This window comes from Allokutzneria multivorans (genome assembly GCF_039537405.1).
Taxonomy (GTDB): domain Bacteria; phylum Actinomycetota; class Actinomycetes; order Mycobacteriales; family Pseudonocardiaceae; genus Allokutzneria; species Allokutzneria multivorans.
Map to the genome: position 1 here is coordinate 142,831 of NZ_BAABAL010000017.1, position 23,968 is coordinate 166,798.

Sequence of the window (23,968 nt, forward strand, 5' to 3'; positions counted from 1 at the left end):
TCAAATCAGCCCTTCCCGCAACGCGAACGCCACCGCGTGCGGGCGGTTGCGCAGCTGGAAGCGGCTGATGATGTCGTGCAGGATGCTCTTCACCGTTCGCTGCGAGTAGTTCAGCCGCTCCGAGATCTCCCGCGTGTCCAGCCCGTCGGCCACCATGCGCAGGACCTCGGTCTCCCTCGGCGTCATCCCGGTGATCGCCCCGCCCCGCCCGGACCCCGGCCGGTGCAGCCGCGACACCCGCTGGATGAGCTTGCCCAGCAGCTCCGGCGGGAGGGTGCTGTCCCCGCTCGCCGCCGCCATCACCAGGCGCAGCAACGCCTCCGGAGTCGCCTCCGCCCTTCGGAGTACCCCGCAGACCCCGATCTCGACGGCGGTGAGCAGCTCGGCGTCCTCGAACTCCGATGCCACCAGCACCAGCTTGGTGAATCCCCGGTACCTCAGTTCCCGCAGCACCTGCGAGCTGCGGGCGTCAGTGCGGTCGGTGACGACCATCGCCACCGCGTCCGGCCGCGCCTCTTCGACGCTGACGAACCGGACTTCCTGTCGTTGACCCAGCGCGGCGGCCACACCCGCGCGGGAGATGCCGTCCGTCGCGTGCAAGAGCAGCGAGAGCCGTTCGGTCATCATCAAGGTGCCCACTTCGATCCCCCTAGATCGACCCTGCCTTGGTTCGCAGCGTCTACATTGGCCGGGGGTGTGTCCCGGGCGCATGGGACCGGGAGTCCCGTCTTTGCCTGAACGGGCTACAGGCCAGCTTCCCTCGCGCGCATGATCGCCTGGGTCCGGTCGGCGACGTGCAGCTTGCTGAAGATGTTGGACACGTGGTTGCGCACCGTTTTCGGGCTGATCACCAGGTTCCTGGCGATCGCCGGGTTGCTCTCGCCCTGCGCGATCAGCGACAGCACCTCCCGCTCCCGCGAGGTCAGCTCGGGGAAGGCCTCGACGGGTTGGGTCGTCGGTGTGCTGCCGAAGAACCCGAGCAGCCGGGTCGCGACGGCGGGCCCGAAGATCGCCTCGCCCTGCCCGACCGCGCGGATCGCCCTGACGATCTCGTCCTCGCCCGCGCCCTTGAGCAGGTAGCCGCGGGCGCCCGCGCGCATCGCGGCGAACACCGACTGGTCGTCGTCGAACATCGTCAGCACCAGCACCCCGATGTGCGGGCTGGTGTGGGTGATCCGCCTGCTCGCCTCGACCCCGTTGAAGTCGGGCATGTTCAGGTCCATCACCACCACGTCCGGCTGCAACGACGCGGCCAGCGACACCGCGGCCGTGCCCGTCGCGGCCTCGCCGACGACCTCGATCTCCGGAACGGTCGAGAGCATCGCGCAGAGCCCGTATCGGAACAGCGGATGGTCATCGACAACCAGGACGCGCATCTGCTCCATCCTCAGTGTCCCCCTTCTGGCAACGGCAGGCGGGCGAGCACGCGGGTCCCGCGCCCTGCCGCCGACTCCACGGTGCAACTTCCCCCGAGCTCGACCGCGCGTTCGCGCATCGAGTGCAGTCCCACGCCGTCCCGGTACCGGGCGGGCAGTCCGACCCCGTCGTCGGAGATCTCCAGCGTGAGCCCGCCGTCCAGGCCGAGCCGGACCGCGCAGCGCTTCGCCTTCGAATGCCGCGCGACGTTGGTCAGCGCCTCGCACACGATCCGGTAGGCCGCGACCTCCACGGCCGCGGGCAGCGCGGGCAGCTCTTCCGGCAGGTCCATCTCCACGCTCAACGGCCCGAGCCGCCCGGCGATGGTGTTGGCGTGCTCGCGCACGGCCGTCACCAGGCCCAGCTGGTCCAGCACGGGCGGGCGCAACTCGTTGGCGACGCGGCGGATCTCGCCGATCGCGTTCTGCAGGTCGTCTTCGAGCCTGTGCAGCATGTCCTTGGCCGCAGGCGGATTCGTGGTCAGCAGGCGCCGCGACGCCTGGAGACCGAGCGTTGCCGCCGCGAGCGTGGGGCCGACTCCGTCGTGCAGGTCGTGCAGCAGTCGTCGCCGTTCCTCTTCACGCGCCTGCACGATCTCCGCACGGCTGCGCGCGAGGTCCGTGGTCAGCCGCGCGGTGTGCACGATCGCCCCGGCGTGCCGCGCGATGTCCGCGAGCGCAGCCCGGTCCTTGCGGTTGAAGCGTTCGCGCGGGCCTCCCGCCACCACCAGGTCACCGAGCACTTCTCCTTGGTAGCTCAAGGGAAGACGCGTCAACAGGCCCACCGGTGTACCAAAGGCTGCCACCTGCTCGAAGCCCTCACCGCGGCGTAGCTCGATCGCCGCGTACGGCAGGCGCAGTGCCTGGCCGACTGTCTCCACAACGGCTTGCACGGTCTCTTTGGGTGTTTTCGTGCCTTGAAGGCGATCGGAGAGCACGGACACCACGCGGTACGGGTCTTGGCGTGCGCCGAACAGACGCTGGTTGATGACCGCGTGCACGCGGTCACGCAGCGGCAAGGTCAGCGCTGCGGCCACACCTGCGGCAATTGCCTGCTGCCACAAGCTGTTCAGCCGTGGCAGCGTCGTGGACAGGATGCTGACAATGACCGCGTAGCCGACACCTACGCACGCGGAAAGCAACGCGTAGGCCAACGAGCGGCTGACGACCACTTCGATGTTGAGTGCGTGATAGCGCAGCACGGCCGCCGCGAGCGCCAACGGCGCGGGCATGAAGACAACGGGGTAGAACTCGCGCGGGAGCAACAACGTGTCCCACAGCATCTCCGGCGCCACCCAGAACACCAGGTAGAGCAAGGACGCTCCGCCCAACGTGGCCGCGAGCCAGCGCAACCGTTGCTGCGCGAGCGTGTCCTCGCACGTGCGGTACCGGTACACCAGCATCACGAAAACGAGCGCGGGGTAGACGAAGACGAGCAGTCGCACGGGCGCTCCGACGAGTTCCCAGCGCGCGAGCGCGGTCGTCGCCCACGGCAACCGTGGCAGGACGTCGACCAGGTAGAGCAGCGCGGGACCGAGGTAGGACAACGCCACCCAGAGCTTGCGGTGCCGCGAAGCCAGCGCAGTGGGGAAGGACAGCGCGAAGTGCAGTATCGAGCCCCACAACAGCGCGAAACCGACCTGCGCGAGGTACCAGCGCCAGAACTGGACGCCGGAGACGAGGTCCAACGCCTCCAACTTGAAGTAGCCGCTGCCCGAGGTGCAGAACAACGACGTCATCGCGATCATCAGTGACGCGCGGGCGGCGGGGTCGCGCGGCCGGTTGGCGAAGATGAACAGCGCGACGCTGACGATGATCGAGATCAGCAGCACCATCGGCCACTGGTTCGCGAGCGCGGACAGCACCGGGTACGGCTGGAGCTCGACCTCGACCGGCACCAACGCTCCGTCGCGCAGCACGACGTAGGGCAGCCGATCACCCACCTCGGCGGGGATCGCGCCGGGGCGGATCTGGTCCGCGAGCACGCGTCCACCCAGGGAGACGACCACATCGCCCACCCGCAGCGGGCTGCCCGGGACGACCTGCCGGACGACGACCTCGCCGTCGGCGAAGGCCATGTCGCCGACGTTGACGATCGTGCCGTCCGACGGCGCGGCGGCGCGGGTCCAGAAGCAGAGCACGCTGAGCACGAGCAGCACCAGGGACGCCGTCACGAGCGGCACGGTCCTGCGAGGGAACCTCGACCAGAAAGCGCTGCCCGCCACCCGCTCAGTGTGCCGGTGAAGCCCCGCCCGGTCACGGGAGCAGGTGTCCCGATCAGGGCGGGACAAAGTCACGGCTCGGCCAGGAACTCCTCGCGGATCTCCTTGGGGCCGAAGGGCCACGACCGCTCGCGACGTGCCCAGACGAGGAACGCGACCACGCCGAGCCCCACCCATCCGAGGGACAGCATGAACTGGTTGATCCCGGTCCCGGGGATCTCCTGCTGTCCGGAGTGGACGTACACGAAGCCCCAGCCCAGCAGCGCGATGACGCACGGCACCGGGTAGAGCCACTGGCGGTACGGCCGCGCCAGGTCCGGCTGCCGCCTGCGCAGCACGACCAGCGCGAGCACCTGCGCGATCGACTGCACCAGCACGAACACGGCGGTCAGCATGGCGATCACCGTGGCCAGGTCCAGCAGCGAACCGGCCGCCGTGATCACCCCCATCGCCAGCAGGCCGGTGTGCGGGAAGTTCAGGCGCGGGTGCAGCTTGCCGAACCAGGACAGGAACACACCGTCCTTGGCCGCGTTGTACGGCACCCGGGAGCCGCCGAGCAGCCCGGCGAAGACCGACGCGAACGCGGTCACCACGACGAGCGCGGTCAGGATCTGCGCGGCGGTGGTGCCCCAGTTGTGCTCGACGACGGTGGAGGCGATCGGGCCGGGCTTGGCGGCCTCCTCCCACGGCAGCACGCCGAGGATGCCGACCTGGAGCACGAAGTACAGCGCCATGATCCCCAGGATCGACAGCACGATGGAGCGCGGGATGTTCCTGCCGGGGTCGCGGATCTCCGCCCCCAGGTAGGCGCTGGTGTTGTAGCCGAGGTAGTCGTAGATGGCGATCATCAGGCCCGCGCCGAGGCCGAGCCAGAACGAGCCGCCGTCCAGCGAGAACGCGCCCGGGGTGAAGGTGAACGCCAGCTCCGCGTGCCAGTTCGAGTACGCCGCGATGATCACCGCGAACACCGACACCAGCATCACGCCGAACAGCACCGTGGTGAGCCGGGTGATCTCGCCGATCCTGCGGTAGAGCAGCAGCACGACCAGCGCCACCACGCCGATGCCGACGGCGTGCCCGGTGAACGTCGCCGCCCCGTCCGCGTCCACGAGGCCGGGCACCAGGTACCCCAAATACGTGACGAGGCCGATCACGCCCGTCGACATGATCAACGGGATGAACAGCATCGCCGTCCAGGTGAACAGGAACGGCATCAGCCGCCCGGTCCGGTACTGGAACGCTTCGCGCAGGTAGAGGTAGGTGCCACCGGCTCCCGGCATGGCCGCGCCGAGCTCAGCCCAGACCAGCCCGTCGGCGAGCACGATCACCGCGCCGATCAGCCAGCCGAACATGGCCTGCGGCCCGTTCATCGCGGCGATCATGCCCGGGATCGTGATGAAGGGGCCGATCCCGCACATCTGGGTCATGTTGATGCCGGTGGCCTGCAATAGACCGATCCTGCGCTCGAACCCCGCCTCCGGAGATCCGGACGACGGTGGGGAGACACCTGCCACGACGAACCTCCTGGGCCTATTTTGGAAGACTTCTTAACATAGGCTGTTGGTGAAGGGAATCCTCCGCTCGTGCGGTGCGCTGAATAGACTCCCGTGGTTCTCGGACGAAGGCAGGTCGCCTCTTGACGCCACCCCTCGGCACCCCGTCGAGCATGCGCACGCTCAACCAGCGCGCCGTGCTGGAGCGGCTGCGCCAGAACGGCTCCGCCACCCGGCCGCGGATCGCGAAGGACACCGGGCTGTCCAAGCCCACCGTCGGCCAGGCCCTGCTCGGGCTGGAGGAGGCCGGGCTCGTCCGCGCGGTCGGCCGGACCTCGGCGGGCCCCGGGCGCTCCGCCGTCGTCTACGAGGCCGACCCCACGGCGGGGCACGTGCTGGCCGTCGACATCGGCCGGGAACGCATCAGGCTCAGCGTCGTCGACCTCAGCGGCGCGCAGATCGCCAGCAGCGACGAGCGCAACCGCTGCCGCTCCGCCAGCTCGCTCGTGCGCACCGTGCGCAAGCTCGCCGAGCAGCTGTTGGAGAGCGCCGACCGCACGCTGGAGGACGTGGTCGCGAAGGTCGTCGGCAGTCCCGGTGTGCCCGATCGCGGCAACCGTGCGCTCCAGCACGCGCCGAACCTGCCGGGCTGGGGGCGCAAGGGCCTGCTCGACGAGCTCGAAGCCGAACTGGGCGCGGGCCTGGTGGTGGAGAACGACGCCAACCTCGCCGCGCTCGGCGAGCGGCAGCTGGGCGCGGCGCGCGGCGCGAACTCCTTCGTGCTGATCACCGTCGGCACCGGGCTCGGCATGGGCATCGTGGTGGACGGCAAGCTCTTCCGGGGCGCGAACGGCGCGGCGGGGGAGATCGGCTACCTGCCCTACGGGCACTTCGACGAGGCGACGCTGCTCTCCGGCGAACTCTCCCCGCCGCCCGGCGGCATGCTCGAACGCGTCTCCGCCGCGCGCTCGGTCGTCGAGCTGGCCGTGGCGTTCGGCATGGAGGAGCCCGAGAGCGCCCGCGAGGTCTTCGACGCCGCGCGTGCCGGTGACAGCAAGGCGTTGCGCGCGGTCGAGCTGATCGGGGTCCGGCTCGCGTACGGCGTGGCGTCGGTGTCCGCGGTGATCGACCCCGAGCTGGTGGTGCTCAGCGGCGGTGTCGGTCGCAATGGTGACCTGTTGCTGGAGCCCCTCAACCGCGCGCTACGGGGCTTCACGCCGCTGACGCCGCGCATCGTCGAGGGAGAGCTGGGCGAGGAGGCCGTGCTCTCCGGCGCGGTCGCGGTCGGGCTCGAAAACGCGCAACGGCTGGTGTTCGACCGCCACTTCGGCGCGATCTGATCAGGGCTGATCAGGCCGGGAAGCGCACTTCGTTGCGGTCCATCTTCGCGTGCGCGGCGGCGAGCAGGTCGATCCCGCTCGCGTCCGCCAACTGCATCAGGTAGAGGAACACGTCGGCGGACTCGTCGGCCAGGCGCTGCTTCAGCGGTCCGTCGGCGAGGCCCTCGGTGATCTCGGCGTCGCTGAGCCACTGGAGTTCGGCGACCACCTCACCCGCCTCCCCGGCCAACGCCATCGCGAGGTTCTTCGGGGTGTGGAACGGTTCCCACTGCCTGGCGGCGGCGAAGGCGCGCAGACGCGCGGAAAGAGCGGCGAGCTCGGACATGCCATCAAGGTAGACAGCTGCCCGGCTCACCGCTCCGACCGGTCCGGTGTTACTCCCAGCGGAACCAGCGCGCCGCCGCGAACCCCGCGATCGCGGTGAAGCCCAGCATCACCAGCAGGTGCAGCGGCTGCGGCCAGCCACCCGCCCACGCCGCCTTGATCGCCTGGCTGCCCGCGCCGAGCGGGCTGAACGAGGCGATGTTGCGCAGGAACTCCGGCATGGTCGGGCCGGGGGTCCACAGGCCCGCGAGGAACGCGACCGGGAAGAACAGCAGCGAGCCGATCCCGGACGCCAAGCGCCCCGACGTGGCGAGCGCGGCGATGAGCAGGCCGATCGCGAACACGGCGGTGATGGCCAGCACCAGTGCGAGCACGAAACCGAGCGCGTTCGCGGGCAGCGCCAGGTCGAACCAGATCGCTCCGATGGCGAGCAGCAGGACGACCGACAGCAGCGCCATCAGCAGGTGCGTCACCACCTGCGCGGTCAGCAGGAAACCGGGCCGCACCGGCGTGGTGGCCAGCCTGCGCAGCACGCCCTTCTCCCGGTAGGAAGCCAGGATCGTGGGCAGCGAGCTGAGCGCCAGCATCGCGAGCGAGGTCGCGATCAGCGCGGGCGCGTACACCTCGATGAAGCGTTGCCCGCCGAGGTCCGGATCGGGCGCTGCGAAGGACGGGATCGATCCGAAGATCACCAACAGCAGCGGCGGCAGCGCGATGCCGAAGACGACCGTCATCGGTTCCCGCAGGAAGAGCCGGAGTTCGGCGGCGGTGATGCGGGCAAGGCGGTTCATCGTCATCTCTCCCGTGTCTCAGCCGGCCAGCTTGCGGCCGGTCAGCGCCAAGAAGGCGTCGTCGAGGGTGGTGTGCTCGGTGCGCATGTCCGCCGGGGTGATACCGGCCGCAGCCAGCGCCGCGGTGACGTGCGGCAGCAGTTCGCCGGTGCCCGCGACCTGCACCTGGGGGCCGGTCCTGCGCACCCCGGTCACGCACGGCAGGTCGGTCAGCACCGCTTCGTCGAACGGTCCGGTGACCCGGAAGCGCAGCCGCGTCCCGCTGTCCACCCGTGCGATCAGGCCGGTGGGGCTGTCGGTGGCGACCACGCGTCCGTCGTCGATCAGCGAGAGGCGGTCGCAGAGGAACTCGGCCTCCTCCATGAAGTGCGTGACCAGCAGGACCGTGACGCCGCGGTCGCGCACCCGCTGGACCACCTCCCAGGTGTCCCTGCGGGCCTGCGGGTCGAGTCCGGTGGTCAGCTCGTCGAGCACGGCCACCTCGGGGTTGCCGACCAGCGCGAGCGCGATGGACAGCCGCTGCTTCTGGCCGCCGGAGAGCTTGCGGAACTCGGTGCCGAGCTTGTCCGCGATGCCCAGCTGATCGGCCAGCTCCCGCCAGTCGAGCGGATCGGGGTAGAAGGAGCTGTAGAGCGACAGCGCCTCGCGCACCTTCATCCGTTCCGGCAGTTCGCTCTGCTGGAGCTGCACGCCGACCCGGGTGCGCACCCGGTCGCGGTCGCGGACCGGGTCCATGCCCAGCACGGAGATCGTGCCGCCGTCGGGCTTGCGCAGCCCGATCACGGACTCCACGGTGGTGGTCTTGCCCGCCCCGTTCGGGCCGAGGATCCCGAAGATCTCGCCCTCGTCGACGCTGAAGGAGACGTCGTGCACGGCGACCTTGCCGGGGTAGCGCTTGTGCAGGTTGGTGACCTCGATGACCGGCATCTCGCCCGCCTTTCCGACTGTGCTGCGGTGACGGGGAGAACGCTAGGGACGCGGGGGTCCGGTCAGAATCCGTCTGACTCCCGAGTGGGGGTGGGCCTAGCACCACCCCCTTCGGGGCCCTCGGCGGAATGCGTCCGCCGGGCGCGGCACCGCAGACTGATCGCGTCGTTCCACCGAGTTGTCAGGAGCAGGCCATGGTGCGCAGGTATTCCGTCGCGATGGCGCGGAGCGTTGCCTTCGCGGGACTCGCGATCGCGGGACTGCTCGGAGGGCTGCTCCTGGTGGTCGCGCTCGCCCCGGTCTTCGTCGGACTGGTCTTCACCCACATGCCCGTGGTCGAGGGAACCCGTTTCCTGCCGAGGCTCGCGCGCCGCCTCTCCGGCCGGTGGTCCACAGTGGACATCCCAGATCCGTACCGCCCAGCGCCGGAACCCGTGCGGCCCGAGGCGGACGGGTGGTACCGCGACGGCGACCAGCTGTTCAAGCACGGGTGGTGGCCGAACTACCAGAAGCGGTTCACCTGGATCGGCGAGGACCCCGCTACGTGGCGCGACCACCTGTGGATGCTGGCCAACGGGATCGTCGGCACCGTCCTCGGCCTGCTGCCCGTCGCCGCGCTCGGCTACGGCCTGTTCGGCCTCATCGCGCCGTGGCAGCCGTTCGGAATCGCTTGGTACGCGGGCGTTCCCCTGGGGTTCGCCCCGCTGATCGGCCTGGCGCTCATGGTGCTCGGCGTGCTCTCCGCGCCGCGTCTGCTGACCGCGCAGGGCAAGTGGAACCGCCTGCTGCTCAAGGTTCGGCGCGAGCGTGGCGCGAAGTCCCGACCGCGCGTGTGGCTGGGCGACCGGCTGCGCACCATCGGGTACGGCGCCGCCGTCGCCGCGTTCGGCGTGCTGGGCTTCCTGTTGTTCCTGGCGAACCTCATCGTGTTCGTCGTCAGCCAGTTCACCGGGATGCAGCCCCTCGTGTGGCCGCCCCTGGTCGAGGCTTCTCGCACGCTGCCCAACTTGGCCCGCGCCCGGGTGAAAGAGTTGCTCGGCGAAGAGATCGCGGATCCCTACCTGCCCGAGCCCCCGCTGCCCCGCCCTCGCCCGGACGGCAAGTTCCAGGCCGCGCGCCACCTGTACCGCACCGCTGGCCCGGTAATCCGGCACGAGCGGTGGAAGTGGGTGATGACCGACCGGGCCACCTGGCGCGACCTCGCCTGGATGCTGCTCAACACCGTGGTGAGCCTGCTGCCGTTCCTGCCCGCGGTCCTGGCGTGCATCGGCACCTTCGGCTGGGTGGTCCCGTGGTTCTGGGAGCCGCTGCTCGCCTACTTCTTCGACAAGGCACCGAAACCCGGCTACACCCTCACCGACCTGCTGCTGCCGAAGGCGACGCTGCTCGGCCCGCTGCCCGGCGTCTTCGAGCTGGTGTTCGGCGTGCTGCTGACCGTGCTCGCGTTCGTCATCACGCCGCGCCTGCTGCTGATCTACGCCAAGTGGAACAAGTACCTGCTCGCGCCCACCCAGGCGGCTCTGCTCGCCAAGCGCGTGCAGACCCTGACCGAGTCTCGCGCCGAGGCCTCCGACGCCCAGGCCGCCGAGCTGCGCCGCATCGAGCGCGACCTGCACGACGGAGCACAGGCCCGCCTCGTCGCGATGGGCCTGAAGCTCGGCGCCGCCGAGGTGCTCATCGACCGCGACCCCGCCGCAGCCAAGGCGCTCGTCGCCCAGGTCCGCGAGGTGTCCTCGGTCGCCCTGCGGGAACTCCGCGACCTCGTGCGCGGCATCCACCCACCGGTGCTCGCCGAACGCGGCCTCGTCGACGCCGTCCGCGCGCTCGCCCTGGACAGCGCCCTCGACGTCGAGGTCACCGGCTCGCTCCCCGGACGGCCTGAGGCACCCGTGGAGTCCGCCGCCTACTTCGGTGTGTCCGAGGTGCTCGCCAACGCCACCAAGCACGCCGAGGCCAACCACCTCGCGATCCACCTGGAGCACGACGGCGAACGCCTCCGGATCGTCGCCACCGACGACGGGCGCGGGGGAGCGGACCCGGTCAACGGCAGTGGTCTGCGCGGCATCGAACGCAGGTTCGCGACCTTCGACGGTACGTTCACCGTCGACAGCCCGGTGGGCGGGCCGACCAAGGTGATCATGGAGTTGCCGTGCGCGTTGTCCTCGCCGAAGACCTCTACCTCCTCCGAGACGGTCTGACACACCTGTTGCAGGCACACGGTTTCGAGATCGTGGCGGCGGTGGAGAGCGGTCCCGAGCTCCAGCACGCGCTCACCGAGCACCGGCCGGACGTGGCCGTCGTCGACGTCCGGCTCCCGCCGACCTTCACCGACGAGGGCCTCCAGGCGGCGCTGTCCGCCCGCCGCGAGGTGCCCGGCCTGCCCGTGCTGGTGCTGTCCCAGCACGTGGAGCAGCTCTACGCCAGGGAGCTGCTCGCCGACGGCACGGGCGCCATCGGCTACCTGTTGAAGGACCGCGTGTTCAACGCCGACCAGTTCGTCGACGCCGTCCGCCGCGTCGCCGGTGGAGGCACGGTGATGGACCCCGAGGTCATCTCGAAGTTGTTGGCCAGCAACGCCCGTGACGAACCTCTCGGCAAGCTGACCGAGCGCGAGCGGGAGGTGCTGGAGCAGATGGCCGAGGGCCGCTCCAACGCCGCCATCGCGCAGCGGCTGTTCATCAGCGAAGGCGCCATCGGCAAGCACACCGCGAGCATCTTCACCAAGCTCGGCCTCGCGCCCTCCGACGACGACAACCGCCGCGTCCTCGCCGTGCTCGCCTACCTGAACGGCACCGCCCCGCACTGATCCGCCAGCACGATCCGCCGCGCACCTACCCGCACTTACCGCACAGAACTGAGCCGCCCAGTACCGATCCGCTGTGTACTGAGCCGCCCAGTACCGATCCGCTGTGTACTGAACCGCCCAGTACCGATCCGCTGTGTACTGAACCGCCCAGCACTGACCCGCTGTGCACTGAACCACCCTGCACTGAACCGCTCAGCACTGACGCCCTGCGCACCGAACCGCTCAGCACTGAGCCGCCGTGCACTGAACCGCTGTGCACCGAACCACGCAGCACCGATCCGGCCTGGAACTAGCCGTGCAGCACTGATCCGCGAACAGCACTGGAGGAACCGCATGACCGACTCCCGCCCGGTCGCCCTGGTCACCGGCGCCAGCCGGGGGATCGGGGCCGCCATCGCCCGCGACCTCGGTTCCCGTGGCCACCACGTGGTGGTCAACTACCGCAGCGACGCCGAGTCGGCCGAGTCCACCGTGCGCGCCATCGCCGACGCCGGTGGCACCGCCGAGGCGATCGCCGCCGACGTTCGGGACGCTGACCAGGTGAACGCCATGGTGGAGGCGGTGCTCGGCACCACCGGCCGGATCGACGCGCTGGTGTGCAACGCCAACATCCAACCGCCGTTCGCGGACATCCGGTCGCTGCCGTGGCAGGTGTTCCTGGACAAGGTGGGCGGCGAACTGGCCTGTGCCTTTCACATCACCCAGCGGGTGCTCCCCTCGATGAAGGACCGCGGTCGCGGTCGGATCGTGTACATCTCCAGCAGCGTCACCGGCAAGGCCGCGCCGGCCCTGCTCGCCCACGGCACCGCCAAGACCGCGCTGGAGGCGTTGATGCGCAACGTCGCCGCCGATGCGGGACGAGCGGGCATCACGGTGAACGCCGTCGCTCCCGCGGCCGTCGCCACCGAGGCCACCACCGACGTGTTGTCCCCGGCCTACCGCGACCACCTCGCGAGCAGGTCGGTGCTCCGCCGCGTGATGGAGCCGGACGACATCGCCCGAGTGGTCGGACTCGTCCTCGACGACGGGTTCGCTGCGGTGACCGGCCAGATCATCCGCGTCGACGCCGGGTTCGAGGTGCTGGCGCCCTCAGCGGTCTAGAACCCGTCGCGCCGGATCTCCACCCGCGCCTCCACCCTCGGGAGGTCTGGTCGCCCCTGGTCGGCGACCTAGCGTTCCCCTCATCGGAGAAAGGGGAGAACGTGGAACACATCATGGAGTTCTACCTGCTGCGCGTGGGAATCATCGCGGCGGTCGTCGTCGGGCTGGTGATCCTGGGCATCGTCGTCCTGGTGGTGGTGAAGAAGCTGGGACTGCTCGGACAGGCGAAGAACGTCGTCGGGCCGGTGCTCCAGCGCAGGAGCCAGGACACTGGGCTCAAGGGAACGGTGGCCAAGGTGGTGCTCGACCGCCTCGACGACCCGCGTTCTCGCTGACCGAGTCCGGGAAGGAACGGGGAATGGCCGGAACACGGGTGGCCGACCGGCTCGCGCCGAGCTGGCTCGTGGTCCAGGTGCTGGGCACGGTGGTGCTGACCGCCACCGTCGTCACGGCGGTTCCGGCCCCCACCTGGCTGCTGCTGGTCTACCTGGCGAGCCTCGCGTGCTGGGTCCTCTGGTTGCTGTCGGCGTCTCGGTTGCCGCGCACCTCCCTGGGGTTGCTGGTGCTCGCGTCGTTGCTGCCCGCGCTCGTCGTCGGCGCGAGCCCGGACGGCACGGCGATGATCATGCTGGCGGTGGTGCTCGGGCGAATGGCCATGCTGCCGAGCGTGACCGTCACGGTGATCGGGGCGACCACCGCGCTGGACGCCCTGGCCGCGACCGCCAGCTGCGTGCTTCTGGACCGGCCGCTGAGCCTCGTGCTCGGTGCCGTGGCCCTCTGCGTCTTCGTCACCTTGCTCGGACTGCACCCGCGCCACCACCAGATGCAGGCCGCGCACTCCCGCCAGCTGCTTGAGCAGACCCGCCTGGCCCAGCGGGAACAGGCTCGCGCCGCCGCGCTGGACGAACGCACGCGCATCGCGAGGGAGTTGCACGACGTCCTCGCGCATTCCCTTGGCGCCCTTGGCGTTCAGCTGGAAGTGGCCGAGGTCCTGCTGATCGACAAGGGCGACGTCGACGGCGCGGTGGAGCGGGTCCGGCGATCGCGCCGGTTGGCCGCCGAAGGCCTCGCCGAAGCCCGTCGAGCGGTGGCCGCCCTCCGCGCCGACGTGGTGCCTCTCGCCGAGGCGGTGACCTCGCTCGCCGAGTCACACCATTCCGACCACGGAGTGGATGTCGAGGTGACCTCTGAAGGCGAACCGCGCCCGCTTCCCTCAGCCGCCACGGTGTGCCTGCTGGGCACCGTGCGCGAGGCGTTGACCAACGCGGCCAAGCACGCTCCAGGCGCACCCGTCACGATCACCTTGAGGTACAACGCCGCGGACGTTCAGGTCGAGGTCCGCAACGCACCACCGGAGCGAGTCCCGAACACCGGCGAGGAGGCCGAGGGCTACGGCCTCACCGGGATGCGCGAGCGGGTCGCCCTGGTCGGTGGCAGTCTCACCACTGCGCCGACCGAGGACGGCGGTTGGTCGGTGATTGTGGAGGTTCCGGGGTGAACGAGCCGATCCGCGTGATCGTCACCGACGACCAGCAGGTCATGCGCGAGGGGCTGGTGGCATTGCTGGACCTCCTTCCCGAGGTCGAGGTGGTGGGCGCCGCGAGCAACGGCCGCGAAGCGGTGGAACTGCTCGACGAGGTTGCCGCGGACGTCGTGCTGATGGACCTGCGGATGCCGGTCATGAGCGGCGCGGAGGCGACGCGCCGCATCGTGGAACGGCATCCCCGGGTCGCGGTGCTGGTGCTCACGACCTATGACGACGACGAGTCGATCGCCTCGGCCCTGAGCGCGGGCGCACGTGGCTACCTGACCAAGGACGCCGGTCGCGCCGAGATCGCCGCCGCACTTAGCTCGGTCACCGCCGGACAGTCCACTTTCGACACAGCGATCTCCCAGCGCTTGGTCGCCGCGTTCGCCGGTGACACCGAGGCCGCGGCGATCCGGCGGCCCGCGGACGGCCTGACCCCGCGAGAGACCGAGGTGCTCGCCCTCATCGCGACCGGGCTCAGCAACGGTGAGATCGCGAAGAAGCTCTACATCGGCGAGACCACGGTGAAGACGCACATCAACAACGCGTTCGCGAAAATCGGCGCCCGCAATCGTGCGGACGCGGTCCGCTACGCGTACCGACATGGCCTCGCCGCCGGAGAAGCAGGGGACCCCGGGCTCGGTTAGCCTCGCCCTGTGGGGGCTGATTCGGTCGGGCGGAGGACACGGCCCGAGGGACTTCGCGGGTGGGGACCGGTCACCATCGGCGTTCTGCTCGGACTGCCGATGGCCTTGGTGGACATCGGGTTTCTGCTGTGGGCGGGCCTCGTGTCCGCGCCCGGACTCGTCTGGCCGACGCTGCGCCGAGCGTCCACCAGCATGGTGTTCGCCCAGGCGTGTGCGCTGCTCTGGGTGGAACGCCGACGCCTCGTGCGGTGGTGCGGCGCTGAACCCGGGCGGGACAACGACGGGCGCCGTGCGTTGCGGTACCTCGCCGCACGCGCTCCGCTCGGCCTGCTCGGAGGCTTGGTCGTCCTCGTCGGAATCTGGTACGGCGTCAGCTTTCTGCTCGTGTACATCTACGTTCCGCCGGGTTCTCCGCTGGAGGGCACGCGGGGCTGGGCCGTCCAGGCCAACCCGGACGACGCTCGCTCCGGTGTCTACATGGTCGCGCTGACGGCCCTCGGGCTGATCGGCCTCTACGCCACGGCCCTGTTCACCTTCGCGCAGGCGTCCGTCGAACGCTGGTTGCTGCGCCACCTGCTCGGGCCGAGCGCGATCGAGGTGTTGCAGCGCAGGGTCACCCAGCTCTCGGTGAGCCGGGCTGAGGTGGTGAAGGCCGTCAATGACGAGCGTCGCAGGATCGAGCGGGACCTGCACGACGGCATCCAGCAGCGCCTCGTCGCGCTCGGCATGCTGCTGGGCAGGGTGCGCAGGGGGACGGACCCGGACAAGGCTCAGGATTTGCTGCGCCAGGCGCACGAGGAGTCGCAGCAGGCGTTGACCGACCTGCGTGAGGTGGCGTGGCGGGTGTACCCGAGCACTCTCGACAACCTGGGCCTCGCCGACGTCCTCGCCGCGCTCGCCGAGCGCTCCGAGGTCCCGGTGGAGCTGCGCTACCGGCTGGAGGAACGCCTCGCCGCTCCGGTCGAGGCCGTCGTGTACTTCGTCGTGTTCGAGGCGGTGACCAACGCGGTGAAGCATTCGGGTGCCTCCTCTGTCGAGGTCTCCGTTGGACGAGTGGGGGAGCAGATCGTGGTCGTGGTCCGTGACGACGGGCGTGGTGGTGCCGATCCGGCCGGGCGGGGGCTGAGCGGCCTCGCCGGTCGGGTCGCCGCTCTCGACGGCGAGTTCGTGCTGAGCAGCCCCGAGGGCGGGCCGACGGAGCTGCGGGTGATGCTGCCGTGCGCGTGATCCTCGCCGAGGACTCGGCGCTGCTGCGGGAAGGCCTGGTTCGCCTGCTGGCCGAGGAGGGCCACGAGGTACTGGCCGCGGTCGGTGACGCGACCGAACTGCTCGCCCAGGTGCGCCAGCGGCAGCCGGACGTGGTCGTGGTGGACGTCCGCATGCCACCGACGCACACGGACGAGGGCCTGCGTGCCGCGCTGGAGATCCGGCGCACCTGGCCCGGGGTGGGTGTTCTGGTGCTGTCGCAGTACGTGGAGAAGCGGTACGCGACCGAGTTGCTCAGCACCGACTCCGAAGGCGTCGGTTACTTGCTCAAGGACCGGGTGGTCCAGGTGGGCGAGTTCCTTGACGCGCTGCAACGGGTCGCCGAGGGCGGGGCCGCCTTCGATCCCGAGGTGGTCCGGCAGCTGCTGTCCCGAACCCGCCACGTCGATCCGTTGGCGCGCTTGACGATCCGGGAACGCGACGTGCTCGACAGGATGGCGCAGGGACACACCAACAACACCATCGCCGAACAGCTGCACGTGTCTCGGAGCGCCGTGGAGAAGCACGTCAACGCGATCTTCGAGAAGCTGGACCTCTCGCACACCACGGGGTACAGCCGTCGCGTGCTCGCGGTCCTGCGCTACCTCGGGTCCTGAACCCGCCTGCGCTTCGCCACCCGCGTCACCACGAACCAGATCACCACCAGGACGACCGCCGCGGCCACTCCCTTCGACAGCACGCCCGCGTACTGCTCGACCAGTCCCCAGTTCTCCCCCAGGGTGTAGCCCGCGAGCACGAAGGCGGTGTTCCACACCAGGCTTCCCAGCGTGGTGAAGAACAGGAAGGTCGACATCCGCATCCGCTCCACGCCCGCGGGAACGGAGATGAAGCTGCGGAAGATCGGGATCATCCGGCCGAAGAACACCGCCTTCACCCCGTGCCGGGCGAACCACGCCTCGGTGCGGTCGATGTCCGCGACCTTCACGAGAGGCAGTTTCGCCGCGATGGCGCGGGTGCGCTCCCGGCCGAGCAACGCGCCGACCGCGTACAGGACCAGTGCGCCGACGACGGAGCCGAGCGTGGTCCACAGGATCGCGCCCACGAGGCTGAGGCTCCCCTTGCTCGCGGTGAAGCCCGCCAACGGCAGGATCACCTCGCTGGGGAGAGGGGGGAACAGGTTCTCCAGTGCGATGGCGAGGCCCGCTCCGGGCCCTCCCAACGCTTCCATCAGCCCGATGGCCCAGCCGGTGATGCCGCCGGGCTCGGTGCTGGTTGCCAGGTTCATGACTTCGTCGATCACACCTACGACGCTAGGAAGCCCGATGCGGGAAGTCGCTGAGGAAGACCACCCAGAACTGAGTTGAGAACCACAGCAAAAGATTGAAGAAAACCTCAGTGCGCCGAGCCCCCGCACCGTCCCAGACTGGCCGAGGCGGAATCGCTGTGCACGGATCACACAGCCGGTTCCGCTCAAGGACCGAGGGCAACGGACGGCTCTCGGCTCGCTCGGATCACGGAACTGGAGGCCGAACCCGATGCCGAAGGACTGATCGATGGGAAAACTGAACAGAGAGAAGCGTGCGGCCGAGGCACGGCAACGAGCGCGCGACCGTGGCGGACGCACCTGGCCGTGGACCACCTCGGACATGGCGGACGTCGACGACGACCGCCGGGGCGAGGGGAAGGGCGACGAGGCGTCGTCGCACACGCTGCGATCACTCGCCCGCACCGCCGCCCAGGTTCTTGTGCACAGTGGACCGTTGGCAGCGAGGACGTTCATCGACGACCTGAACTCCGTCTGCCAGACGCTCGGTCTGCGGCGGGCGCACCTCGTCCTGGACCAGGTGTTGCTGGAAGAGGTCCAGCGGGCGTGGCAGCGCGGATGGCTGCCGATCGACGTGTTCCAGTTCGTCCGGCGCAGGGTGGGGAACGAGGCCGCATCGCTGGCGGTCGACGTGGTCGCGGCGGAGCACGCACGTCATGCCTCGGCCACCGTGCACCCGCGGTGGCAGGACCAGGTGGTGGAGATCGGAGCCACTGTCTGGTGGGACCTGGCGGAGCCGCTGCTGAGCCAGTGGGCCCGTCGGCACGACCACGACGAGATGACCGCGCTCATCACTGCGGTCGCTGTTCTCGGTGAACTCGCCTTCGCTCTGGCCACCATGCCGAGCCTGCCGCCACCCGGCAGTGTTCGGGACGCCGGCCAAGCGTGTTCCGGTGTTGATGAGAAGGTGCTCTCACGGGTTCGAGGTCTGCTTGCCAAGGCCGAGTCGACCGACTACCCCGATGAGGCCGAGGCGTTGTCGGCCAAGGCACAGGAGCTGATGAACCGGTACGCGCTGGACCGTGCGGCGGTGGAATCCGAGACACGCGCAACACCCGCCGTGGCCGTGCGTCGGATCTGGTTGGAAAGCCCCTACCTGGCGGAGAAAGCGCATTTGGCCACAGCGGTCGCCACTGCCAACCGGTGTCGTTCGGTGCTCGCGGAGAAGCCGGGCTACCTCACGCTGATCGGTGATCAGTTCGACCTCGACACCACCGAACTGCTGTCGACCTCGCTGCTGGTGCAGGCCAACAGGGAGATGCTGGTCGCAGGAAAACGGACCGGTCAGGCGAAGACCCGCTCGTTTCGCCACGCCTTCTTGATCTCGTACGGCGTGCGAATCGGCGAGCGACTGCGCGCGGTCACCGAACTCAAGGACACGGAGTCCCGTGAGCTCGTCCCCGTGTTCGCCGCGCGCGAGCGGGCGATCGACGGCACCTTCGGCGAACTGTTCCCACAACTGACACCGCGGCGTTTCACCGTGCGCGACGCAACCGGCTGGGCTGCCGGGCACGCCGCCGCGGATCGAGCCCGCCTCACCCTGGAACGCGATCAGCTCCGTTGAGCGCGGACCCCGAGGCTGTCCGAACCGCAGAGAGTCCGAGCCACAGAGATTCCGAGCCACAGAGAGGAGGACAACCCACAGCGTGCGTTTCACTCTGGGAGTTGGCGAACCTGGGAGGCGTCGATCTCCAGGCGTCCCGTGGTGTCACCGGCGATCTGGAGGCGGTGGGTTATGGCGTGGTCGAGCTGCTTGGCCAGCCTCGGGATCGTGGTCGAGCTCAGGTAGGTCTCGGCGCCCGCGTCGAGCAGGCGGCGGATCGGACCCTCGTAGCTGACCCCGAGGACGTCGTCCTCGATCTCGGCGATGATGACGCGGGCCTTCGGGAACTTCGACTGGAGGCCGCCGATCAACTGCGGGCTGATCGGCGGCGTGAGCAGGACTTCGGCGGTCGCCGGGGCCTTGTGCATGTCCAGCACGATGTAGTCCGCGCCGAGTTCGGCGGACAGCAAGGCCCGAGCGGAGGCTGACAACTTCATCGCGGTGGCGACGATGGTGACTTCGTCCTCCTCGTCCTCCGCGTCCGGAGAACCGGGCTCGGTGAAGGCTTCGTCCGGCGTGCCGCGTGCGGTGGAGATCGTCGCGATCGGCTCGCCGTCCTGGGTGATGACTACGTTCTCGCCGGGCCTCAGGGCGTCGATGAGGGATGCGACGTCGTCGGGGAGGCGGGTCACATCGACCTGCCACGTCGGCGAGGTGGAGCGTTCGCGGGTCATGCGACGCGGGACGAGTGCGGGACGGTGATGACGAGAGCCTGCTGGGTATCTCGGGCTCGGGCCTGGCGGGCCGGTCTGGTTCTCGCAGTGGACGCGGTCGCTGTCGTCATGAACTCGGTCTCCCCACCTTGGCCGGATCACCGTCTGACGCTCGTCCTGCGGTAGACGGCACTCGTCAGGACGCTCGGCGGCGGTACCGGGTTGCGCGTGGCACTGCAGCTGAGCGCGCGCCGTACGGCGGTACCTGCGATGACGTGCTGGAGGATGACCTGTGGGGCCGGTGGGACTCGAACCCACACTGGCACGGACCTAAACCGTGTGCCTCTGCCAATTGGGCTACGGCCCCCTGCGGGACACAGCCTATCGGCCGTGCCGGAGGGCGTCGCGGGCAGCGTCGGAACGTGGTTTGCCGACTTTCGGCGTGCCGGTGTCCGGCCTGCGCGCGGTGCTGACTACCGTGTTGGGCCGGAGTGTGTCGTGAGCGAGGAGGAGCCGTGGCCCGCGACCCGGACACCATTGAGCGCGAGATCGAGCAGGCGCGAGACGCGCTCGCCACCACGTTGGACCAGCTGAGTGTGCGTGCGCACCCGAAGCGGTTCGTGGAGAGCGGATCGGACGCCGTGCGTCACAAGCTGGACGACCCCAAGATCAAGCTTCCGCTGATCGGGCTGGGCGTGCTTGTGGTGCTGACCCTCGTGCGCAAGCTGTTCCGCTAGGCGGTTCAGCGCAGCAGGGGCATCAGGGCCTCGTCGACGAGCCGGTCGATGTAGGTCGGATCAGCGGGCTCACCGATCAGCATCAGCCGGTGGGTGAGCGCCGCACCGGCCAGTTCGACGACGATGCCGTGCGGGGCGTCCTCGCGGATCTCACCGCGCGCGGTGCCCGCTTCGAGGATTCTGCGCAGGATCCTCCGCTGCGAGCTGAGGAAGCCCGCGCGGAACGCCTCCGCGAGCTCGGGTTCGTGCGGCAGCTCGCCGACGAGTGCCTGCGCGGCCTTGCCGATGGGGCCGGTGAGCAGGGTGGCGTAGGTGGACAGGAACTCGCGCAGGTCGTCGGCGACGGTTCCGGTGTCCGGTTGCGCGATGGCGCGGCTGACCAGCTCCTGGCAGGTGTCGATGACCAGTTCGAGCTTGGACTCCCAGCGGCGGTAGATGGTGGCCTTGCCCGCCCTGGCCCGCGCGGCGACCGCGTCCATGGTCAGTGCGCGGTAGCCGACCTCGGCCATGACCTCCAGCGTCGCCTTGCGCAGTGCGTCGTCCCTGGTGGCGTCGCGGGGTCTGCCCCGCTGAACTGTTCTGGGCTGTTCCGACTGGGGCGCTGTGGCCACCGTGCCTCCCCTGCGACCGGATGCGGCCCGTGTGCCCGCGCGCCAATCCTAGGTCGCCGGGGGAAGCCCCGTGCTCAGCCCGCCGCGCTCGTGGACTCCTCGGGCTCGGCCTCGGGGGCCGGGGGCTGCTCGGGCGGGGCGCCGCCGGAGGTCATGCCGTGGCGGGCGTGCAGGTAGGCGGTGGTGAAGGCGAAGGCGTCGCCGTTGAGCAGGTGCACGACGGTGCGCTGCTTCTTCCCGGTGACGATCTTCTCGACGATCTGGTCGGCGCTGTCGCGTGCCGCGATCAGGCCGGGGGCGTGCGCGGTGGTGCTCTCCTCGCCCGCGTTGACCGTGATGGTCCAGTCGTCACCGTCGGGAACGTAGTTGATCGTGATCGGTGTGCTGTCCATGCCGCGCCTCCCGTGGGCTCGCTCCCATGGTGGGAGACGGTCGGCGTCTCCGCAGGGCGAGCTTCACCCGGATGGCCGCCAGTAACGAATTCGGTTCGCAATCGGACAAACCAGGTGTCCGACCACGGGTGAGGAGGGTTGCCGTGCGGTTTCTCGGTGGAGTGCTGGTCGCGTGCGCGCTCGTCCTCTCCGTTCAGCACACAGCGGTCGCCGAGCAGGCGCCGGACTGCGGCATCGTCGTCGCGCTGGGCCTGACGCCGGAGGACTGCCAGATCACCGCCCCGTCGCCGCCCACGGCCAGGACGGCCGAGCCGACCTCGGCGGCCGACCCGTACTACGCCGGGGGCGACACGGTCTCCGGCGGCGCGATGCTGGCTTCACCGCCGGAGAGCCCCGTGCGCGGAGCCCCGGCGCCCGCACTCGCCATCGGCCTCGCCCTGCTGGCTCTCGCGGGGGTCGGCGCGGTGGCGGTGCGGATCGTCCGGGACTGAGGCTCAGGCGGGTTGCAGTCCGCGCGAGCGGTCGAGCAGGTGGACCGCGAGCGTGCACACGGCTCCGGTCAGCATCAGCGCCAACCAGGGTAGGTAGGGCGCTCCGATCTCCTCAGCGAGGTCCAGCGCGGCGCCGGTGAGCAGGTTGCCCACGGTGATCCCGATGCCGGAGATCGTGTTGTACAGGCCGTAGTGCGTCGCGACCTGGCGGTTGCCCGACAGCGAGACGATCGTGTCCATCTCGAACGGGTAGCCGACCATCGTGCCTGCCGTCAGCACCGCCGCGGCCAGCAGCGCGGGGACGAGTGCGACGGGGGAGCCCGCGTGGTCCACGCCGAGCAGCGACGCGCCGAGCAGGACCGCGAACGCCGCCGTCATCAGGCCGATGCCGAGCACGAGGCAGCGGCCGGGTGACAGTTTTCGCTTGCACCACGCGGTGATCCGGACCTGGCCGACGATCGCCACGACGGCGGAGATGGCGAACAGCGCGCCGACGCCGATGGTGCCGCCGAGCTCGCTCCCACTGACCTTCCGCACGTGCAGCGGCAGCAGCAGGTAGACCTGGAACGACAGCACGTAGGAGCCGATCATCGCGGCGGAGAACAGCAGGAACTGCCGGTTCCGCAGCACGGTCCGCCACGAGGAGACGCGGTCCGCGTTCGCCGCCTCGTGCGTGGGCAGGGCCCGGACCTGGGCGATGGTCAGCCCCAGGAACACTGCGGCGGCGACGAGGCAGGTGAGCCGGAAGTCGAGACCGGTCAGCGCGAGCCCGAGCAGCGGACCGACCAGGATTCCCGCCTGGTAGAAGACGTTGAACAGCGCGAACGCCTCCACCCGGCGCTCTCCGGCGTCGGCGGCCAGGTAGGCGCGGACGGCGGGGTTGAACAGCGCCCCGGCGAACCCGGTCGCGAACGAGGCGATGATCAGCGCGGGCAGCGAGTCGACCAGCCCGAGCAGCGCGAAGCCCCCGGTGCGCAGCGTGCACCCGGCGACGATCAGCGGTTTGTAGCCGAAGCGGTCGGCGAGCGCTCCGCCGAGCAGGAACATGCCCTGCTGCGAGAGGTTGCGAACGCCGAGCACGAGCCCGACCAGCCAGCCCGCGAGCCCGAGCGTGCCGGACAGGTGCGCGGCGAGGTACGGCATGAGCATGTAGAACGCGACGTTGATCGTGAACTGGTTGACCACGAGCATCCGCGCGGGGCGGTTGAAGGACCGGTACTGCGCAAGGGTTTCTCGCATCACGCACCCACCGGGGCGGTCACGGCGGCGCAGCGGGTCCAGCGGTGGATCTCGCGCTCGGTGGGGCTGGCCACCTCGTCCGGGTTCTCCGCGACGGACGCGCCGAGCAGGCCGTTCGCCTCGCAGTACTCATCGTTGAACACGGTGTCGTAATACCGTTGCGGCCCATCGGGAAACACGGCGGCGACGCGCGTGTCAGGGGCTGAGGTCCGAGCCACCCAGCCCGCGACCAGTGACACCGCGCCCACGCTCCACCCGCCGGTGGCGAAGCTGGTCGCGGCGAGCTCGCGGCACATCCGGACGGCCTCGGCGGGCGCGACCCAGTGGACCTCGTCGAAGTGCTCGTAGGCGACGTTGCGGGGGTAGATGCTGGAGCCGAGCCCGCGCATCAGCCGGGGCCGCGCGGGTTGGCCGAAGATCGTCGAGCCGATGGTGTCCACGCCGATCAGGCGCAGCCGCGGGAAGTGCTTGCGCAGCTCGCGGGACACGCCCGCGGAGTGCCCGCCGGTGCCGACCGAGCACACGAGCGCGTCCACGCGGCCCAGCTGCGCGATCAGCTCGTGCGCCAGCGACGCGTAGCCGTCGACGTTGTCGGGGTTGTTGTACTGGTCGGGGCAGTAGGAGCCGGGATAACGGGCGAGCAGTTCGGCGACGCGCTGCCTGCGCGCCTCCTGCCAGCCGCCGGTGGGGTGCGGCCGCCGGACCAGCTCCACGCGCGCACCGTGCGCGGCGAGCAGGCGGTGCATGATCGGCTCCAGCCCGGGGTCGGTGACCAGGGTGACCGGGTGGTCGAAGGCGATCCCGGCCAGCGCGAGGCCGAGGCCGAGCGTGCCGCTGGTGGACTCGACGATCATGCAGCCGGGCGCGAGGTCGCCGCGCTCCCTGGCCTTGCCGATCATGTGCAGCGCCGGGCGGTCCTTCATCCCGCCGGGATTGCTGCCCTCCAGTTTCGCCCAGAAACCGTGGCCGCCCGGCTCGTCGATCCACAACACCGGGGTGTTGCCGACGACGGAGGTCAGATCGGTTCGGACCTGCGTGGTGGTGTTCATCTGCGTTGTCCCTCAAGGGATTGTGGGCGCGCGAAAGCGCGACCGAGCGCGAATGTGACGGTGGACCGT

The 23,968-nt window shown here is 69.9% G+C and carries 25 protein-coding genes and 1 tRNA gene; 12 read left to right on the forward strand and 14 right to left on the reverse strand.

Annotation, left to right across the window (positions count from 1 at the left end; all coding sequences use genetic code 11):
* The 4 genes from ABD798_RS21765 to ABD798_RS21780 all read right to left on the reverse strand — a co-directional run bounded on the left by ABD798_RS21765 (position 1) and on the right by ABD798_RS21780 (position 5,085).
* On the reverse strand, positions 1–630 hold the full coding sequence (locus ABD798_RS21765; RefSeq protein WP_425549256.1) for a response regulator transcription factor: 630 nt from the start codon (positions 628–630) through the stop codon (positions 1–3).
* A 113-nt stretch (positions 631–743) separates the two neighbouring features.
* Complete coding sequence (locus ABD798_RS21770) at positions 744–1,385, reverse strand: response regulator (protein WP_344877678.1); 642 nt, start codon at positions 1,383–1,385, stop codon at positions 744–746.
* A 2-nt stretch (positions 1,386–1,387) separates the two neighbouring features.
* The gene (locus ABD798_RS21775) at positions 1,388–3,589 is read right to left on the reverse strand and encodes a histidine kinase (protein WP_344877680.1); all 2,202 of its coding nucleotides are present in this window, start codon (positions 3,587–3,589) and stop codon (positions 1,388–1,390) included.
* 119 nt (positions 3,590–3,708) lie between these two features.
* Positions 3,709–5,085 (reverse strand): APC family permease, encoded by a 1,377-nt coding sequence (locus tag ABD798_RS21780; RefSeq protein WP_344877682.1) that lies wholly within the window; start codon positions 5,083–5,085, stop codon positions 3,709–3,711.
* Positions 5,086–5,303: 218 nt separating this feature from the next.
* On the opposite strand from ABD798_RS21780, the gene ABD798_RS21785 reads away from it, so the two are divergent.
* Positions 5,304–6,470, forward strand: a complete 1,167-nt coding sequence (locus ABD798_RS21785) for an ROK family transcriptional regulator (protein WP_344877684.1) — start codon at positions 5,304–5,306, stop codon at positions 6,468–6,470.
* Between the two features lie 10 nt (positions 6,471–6,480).
* Here the strand turns inward: ABD798_RS21785 and ABD798_RS21790 are convergent, their stop codons facing one another.
* From ABD798_RS21790 to ABD798_RS21800, 3 genes are read right to left on the reverse strand one after another with little or no spacing between them, the layout of a single operon-like run.
* Entirely contained in the window at positions 6,481–6,795 is a 315-nt protein-coding gene (locus tag ABD798_RS21790) for a nucleotide pyrophosphohydrolase (RefSeq protein WP_344877686.1), read from the reverse strand.
* Positions 6,796–6,844: 49 nt separating this feature from the next.
* Positions 6,845–7,585 (reverse strand): ABC transporter permease, encoded by a 741-nt coding sequence (locus ABD798_RS21795; protein ID WP_344877688.1) that lies wholly within the window; start codon positions 7,583–7,585, stop codon positions 6,845–6,847.
* Between the two features lie 18 nt (positions 7,586–7,603).
* Complete coding sequence (locus ABD798_RS21800) at positions 7,604–8,512, reverse strand: ABC transporter ATP-binding protein (protein ID WP_344877690.1); 909 nt, start codon at positions 8,510–8,512, stop codon at positions 7,604–7,606.
* A 194-nt stretch (positions 8,513–8,706) separates the two neighbouring features.
* Between ABD798_RS21800 and ABD798_RS21805 the strand changes: the two genes are divergently transcribed.
* The 8 genes from ABD798_RS21805 to ABD798_RS21840 all read left to right on the forward strand — a co-directional run bounded on the left by ABD798_RS21805 (position 8,707) and on the right by ABD798_RS21840 (position 16,456).
* The gene (locus ABD798_RS21805; RefSeq protein WP_344877691.1) at positions 8,707–10,710 is read left to right on the forward strand and encodes a sensor histidine kinase; all 2,004 of its coding nucleotides are present in this window, start codon (positions 8,707–8,709) and stop codon (positions 10,708–10,710) included.
* Positions 10,662–11,318: a response regulator transcription factor gene (locus ABD798_RS21810; protein WP_344877693.1), complete on the forward strand. Its 657-nt coding sequence runs from the start codon at positions 10,662–10,664 to the stop codon at positions 11,316–11,318. Before ABD798_RS21805 ends, ABD798_RS21810 begins: the two co-directional genes overlap by 49 nt.
* A gap of 333 nt (positions 11,319–11,651) precedes the next feature.
* The gene (locus ABD798_RS21815; RefSeq protein WP_344877695.1) at positions 11,652–12,419 is read left to right on the forward strand and encodes an SDR family oxidoreductase; all 768 of its coding nucleotides are present in this window, start codon (positions 11,652–11,654) and stop codon (positions 12,417–12,419) included.
* Positions 12,420–12,520: 101 nt separating this feature from the next.
* Positions 12,521–12,754, forward strand: a complete 234-nt coding sequence (locus ABD798_RS21820; RefSeq protein ID WP_344877697.1) for a hypothetical protein — start codon at positions 12,521–12,523, stop codon at positions 12,752–12,754.
* Positions 12,755–12,777: 23 nt separating this feature from the next.
* The gene (locus tag ABD798_RS21825) at positions 12,778–13,917 is read left to right on the forward strand and encodes a sensor histidine kinase (RefSeq protein ID WP_344877699.1); all 1,140 of its coding nucleotides are present in this window, start codon (positions 12,778–12,780) and stop codon (positions 13,915–13,917) included.
* A 41-nt stretch (positions 13,918–13,958) separates the two neighbouring features.
* Positions 13,959–14,594, forward strand: a complete 636-nt coding sequence (locus ABD798_RS21830; protein WP_425549257.1) for a response regulator — start codon at positions 13,959–13,961, stop codon at positions 14,592–14,594.
* A 9-nt stretch (positions 14,595–14,603) separates the two neighbouring features.
* Positions 14,604–15,821, forward strand: a complete 1,218-nt coding sequence (locus ABD798_RS21835; RefSeq protein ID WP_344877703.1) for a sensor histidine kinase — start codon at positions 14,604–14,606, stop codon at positions 15,819–15,821.
* Positions 15,812–16,456 carry a response regulator transcription factor gene (locus ABD798_RS21840; RefSeq protein ID WP_344877705.1) on the forward strand — a complete coding sequence of 215 codons (645 nt, stop codon included), beginning with the start codon at positions 15,812–15,814 and terminating at the stop codon, positions 16,454–16,456. Before ABD798_RS21835 ends, ABD798_RS21840 begins: the two co-directional genes overlap by 10 nt.
* Here the strand turns inward: ABD798_RS21840 and ABD798_RS21845 are convergent.
* On the reverse strand, positions 16,441–17,085 hold the full coding sequence (locus ABD798_RS21845) for a DedA family protein (RefSeq protein ID WP_344878670.1): 645 nt from the start codon (positions 17,083–17,085) through the stop codon (positions 16,441–16,443). The genes ABD798_RS21840 and ABD798_RS21845 overlap by 16 nt on opposite strands.
* Positions 17,086–17,353: 268 nt before the next feature.
* On the opposite strand from ABD798_RS21845, the gene ABD798_RS21850 reads away from it, so the two are divergent.
* Entirely contained in the window at positions 17,354–18,688 is a 1,335-nt protein-coding gene (locus tag ABD798_RS21850; RefSeq protein WP_344877707.1) for a DUF2786 domain-containing protein, read from the forward strand.
* An 89-nt stretch (positions 18,689–18,777) separates the two neighbouring features.
* On the opposite strand, the gene ABD798_RS21855 is transcribed toward ABD798_RS21850, so the two are convergent.
* The gene (locus ABD798_RS21855) at positions 18,778–19,401 is read right to left on the reverse strand and encodes a hypothetical protein (RefSeq protein WP_344877709.1); all 624 of its coding nucleotides are present in this window, start codon (positions 19,399–19,401) and stop codon (positions 18,778–18,780) included.
* A 272-nt stretch (positions 19,402–19,673) separates the two neighbouring features.
* Positions 19,674–19,747: transfer RNA gene (locus ABD798_RS21860), tRNA-Leu, on the reverse strand.
* Positions 19,748–19,895: 148 nt separating this feature from the next.
* On the opposite strand from ABD798_RS21860, the gene ABD798_RS21865 reads away from it, so the two are divergent.
* Positions 19,896–20,117, forward strand: a complete 222-nt coding sequence (locus tag ABD798_RS21865) for a DUF3618 domain-containing protein (RefSeq protein WP_030426645.1) — start codon at positions 19,896–19,898, stop codon at positions 20,115–20,117.
* Between the two features lie 5 nt (positions 20,118–20,122).
* Here ABD798_RS21865 and ABD798_RS21870 read toward each other — a convergent pair whose 3' ends face one another.
* Complete coding sequence (locus tag ABD798_RS21870; RefSeq protein ID WP_344877713.1) at positions 20,123–20,728, reverse strand: TetR/AcrR family transcriptional regulator; 606 nt, start codon at positions 20,726–20,728, stop codon at positions 20,123–20,125.
* 74 nt (positions 20,729–20,802) lie between these two features.
* A complete protein-coding gene (locus ABD798_RS21875) occupies positions 20,803–21,120 on the reverse strand; it encodes a hypothetical protein (RefSeq protein WP_344877715.1) in 318 nt (105 codons plus the stop codon).
* A 143-nt stretch (positions 21,121–21,263) separates the two neighbouring features.
* Here ABD798_RS21875 and ABD798_RS21880 point away from each other — a divergent pair, with 143 nt between their 5' ends.
* Positions 21,264–21,611, forward strand: a complete 348-nt coding sequence (locus tag ABD798_RS21880; protein WP_344877717.1) for a hypothetical protein — start codon at positions 21,264–21,266, stop codon at positions 21,609–21,611.
* A gap of 3 nt (positions 21,612–21,614) precedes the next feature.
* Here the strand turns inward: ABD798_RS21880 and ABD798_RS21885 are convergent, their stop codons facing one another.
* Both ABD798_RS21885 and ABD798_RS21890 read right to left on the reverse strand, forming a co-directional pair.
* Positions 21,615–22,850 carry an MDR family MFS transporter gene (locus ABD798_RS21885; RefSeq protein ID WP_344877719.1) on the reverse strand — a complete coding sequence of 412 codons (1,236 nt, stop codon included), beginning with the start codon at positions 22,848–22,850 and terminating at the stop codon, positions 21,615–21,617.
* On the reverse strand, positions 22,850–23,899 hold the full coding sequence (locus ABD798_RS21890) for a PLP-dependent cysteine synthase family protein (protein ID WP_344877721.1): 1,050 nt from the start codon (positions 23,897–23,899) through the stop codon (positions 22,850–22,852). Before ABD798_RS21890 ends, ABD798_RS21885 begins: the two co-directional genes overlap by 1 nt.
* Positions 23,900–23,968: the final 69 nt, after the last annotated feature.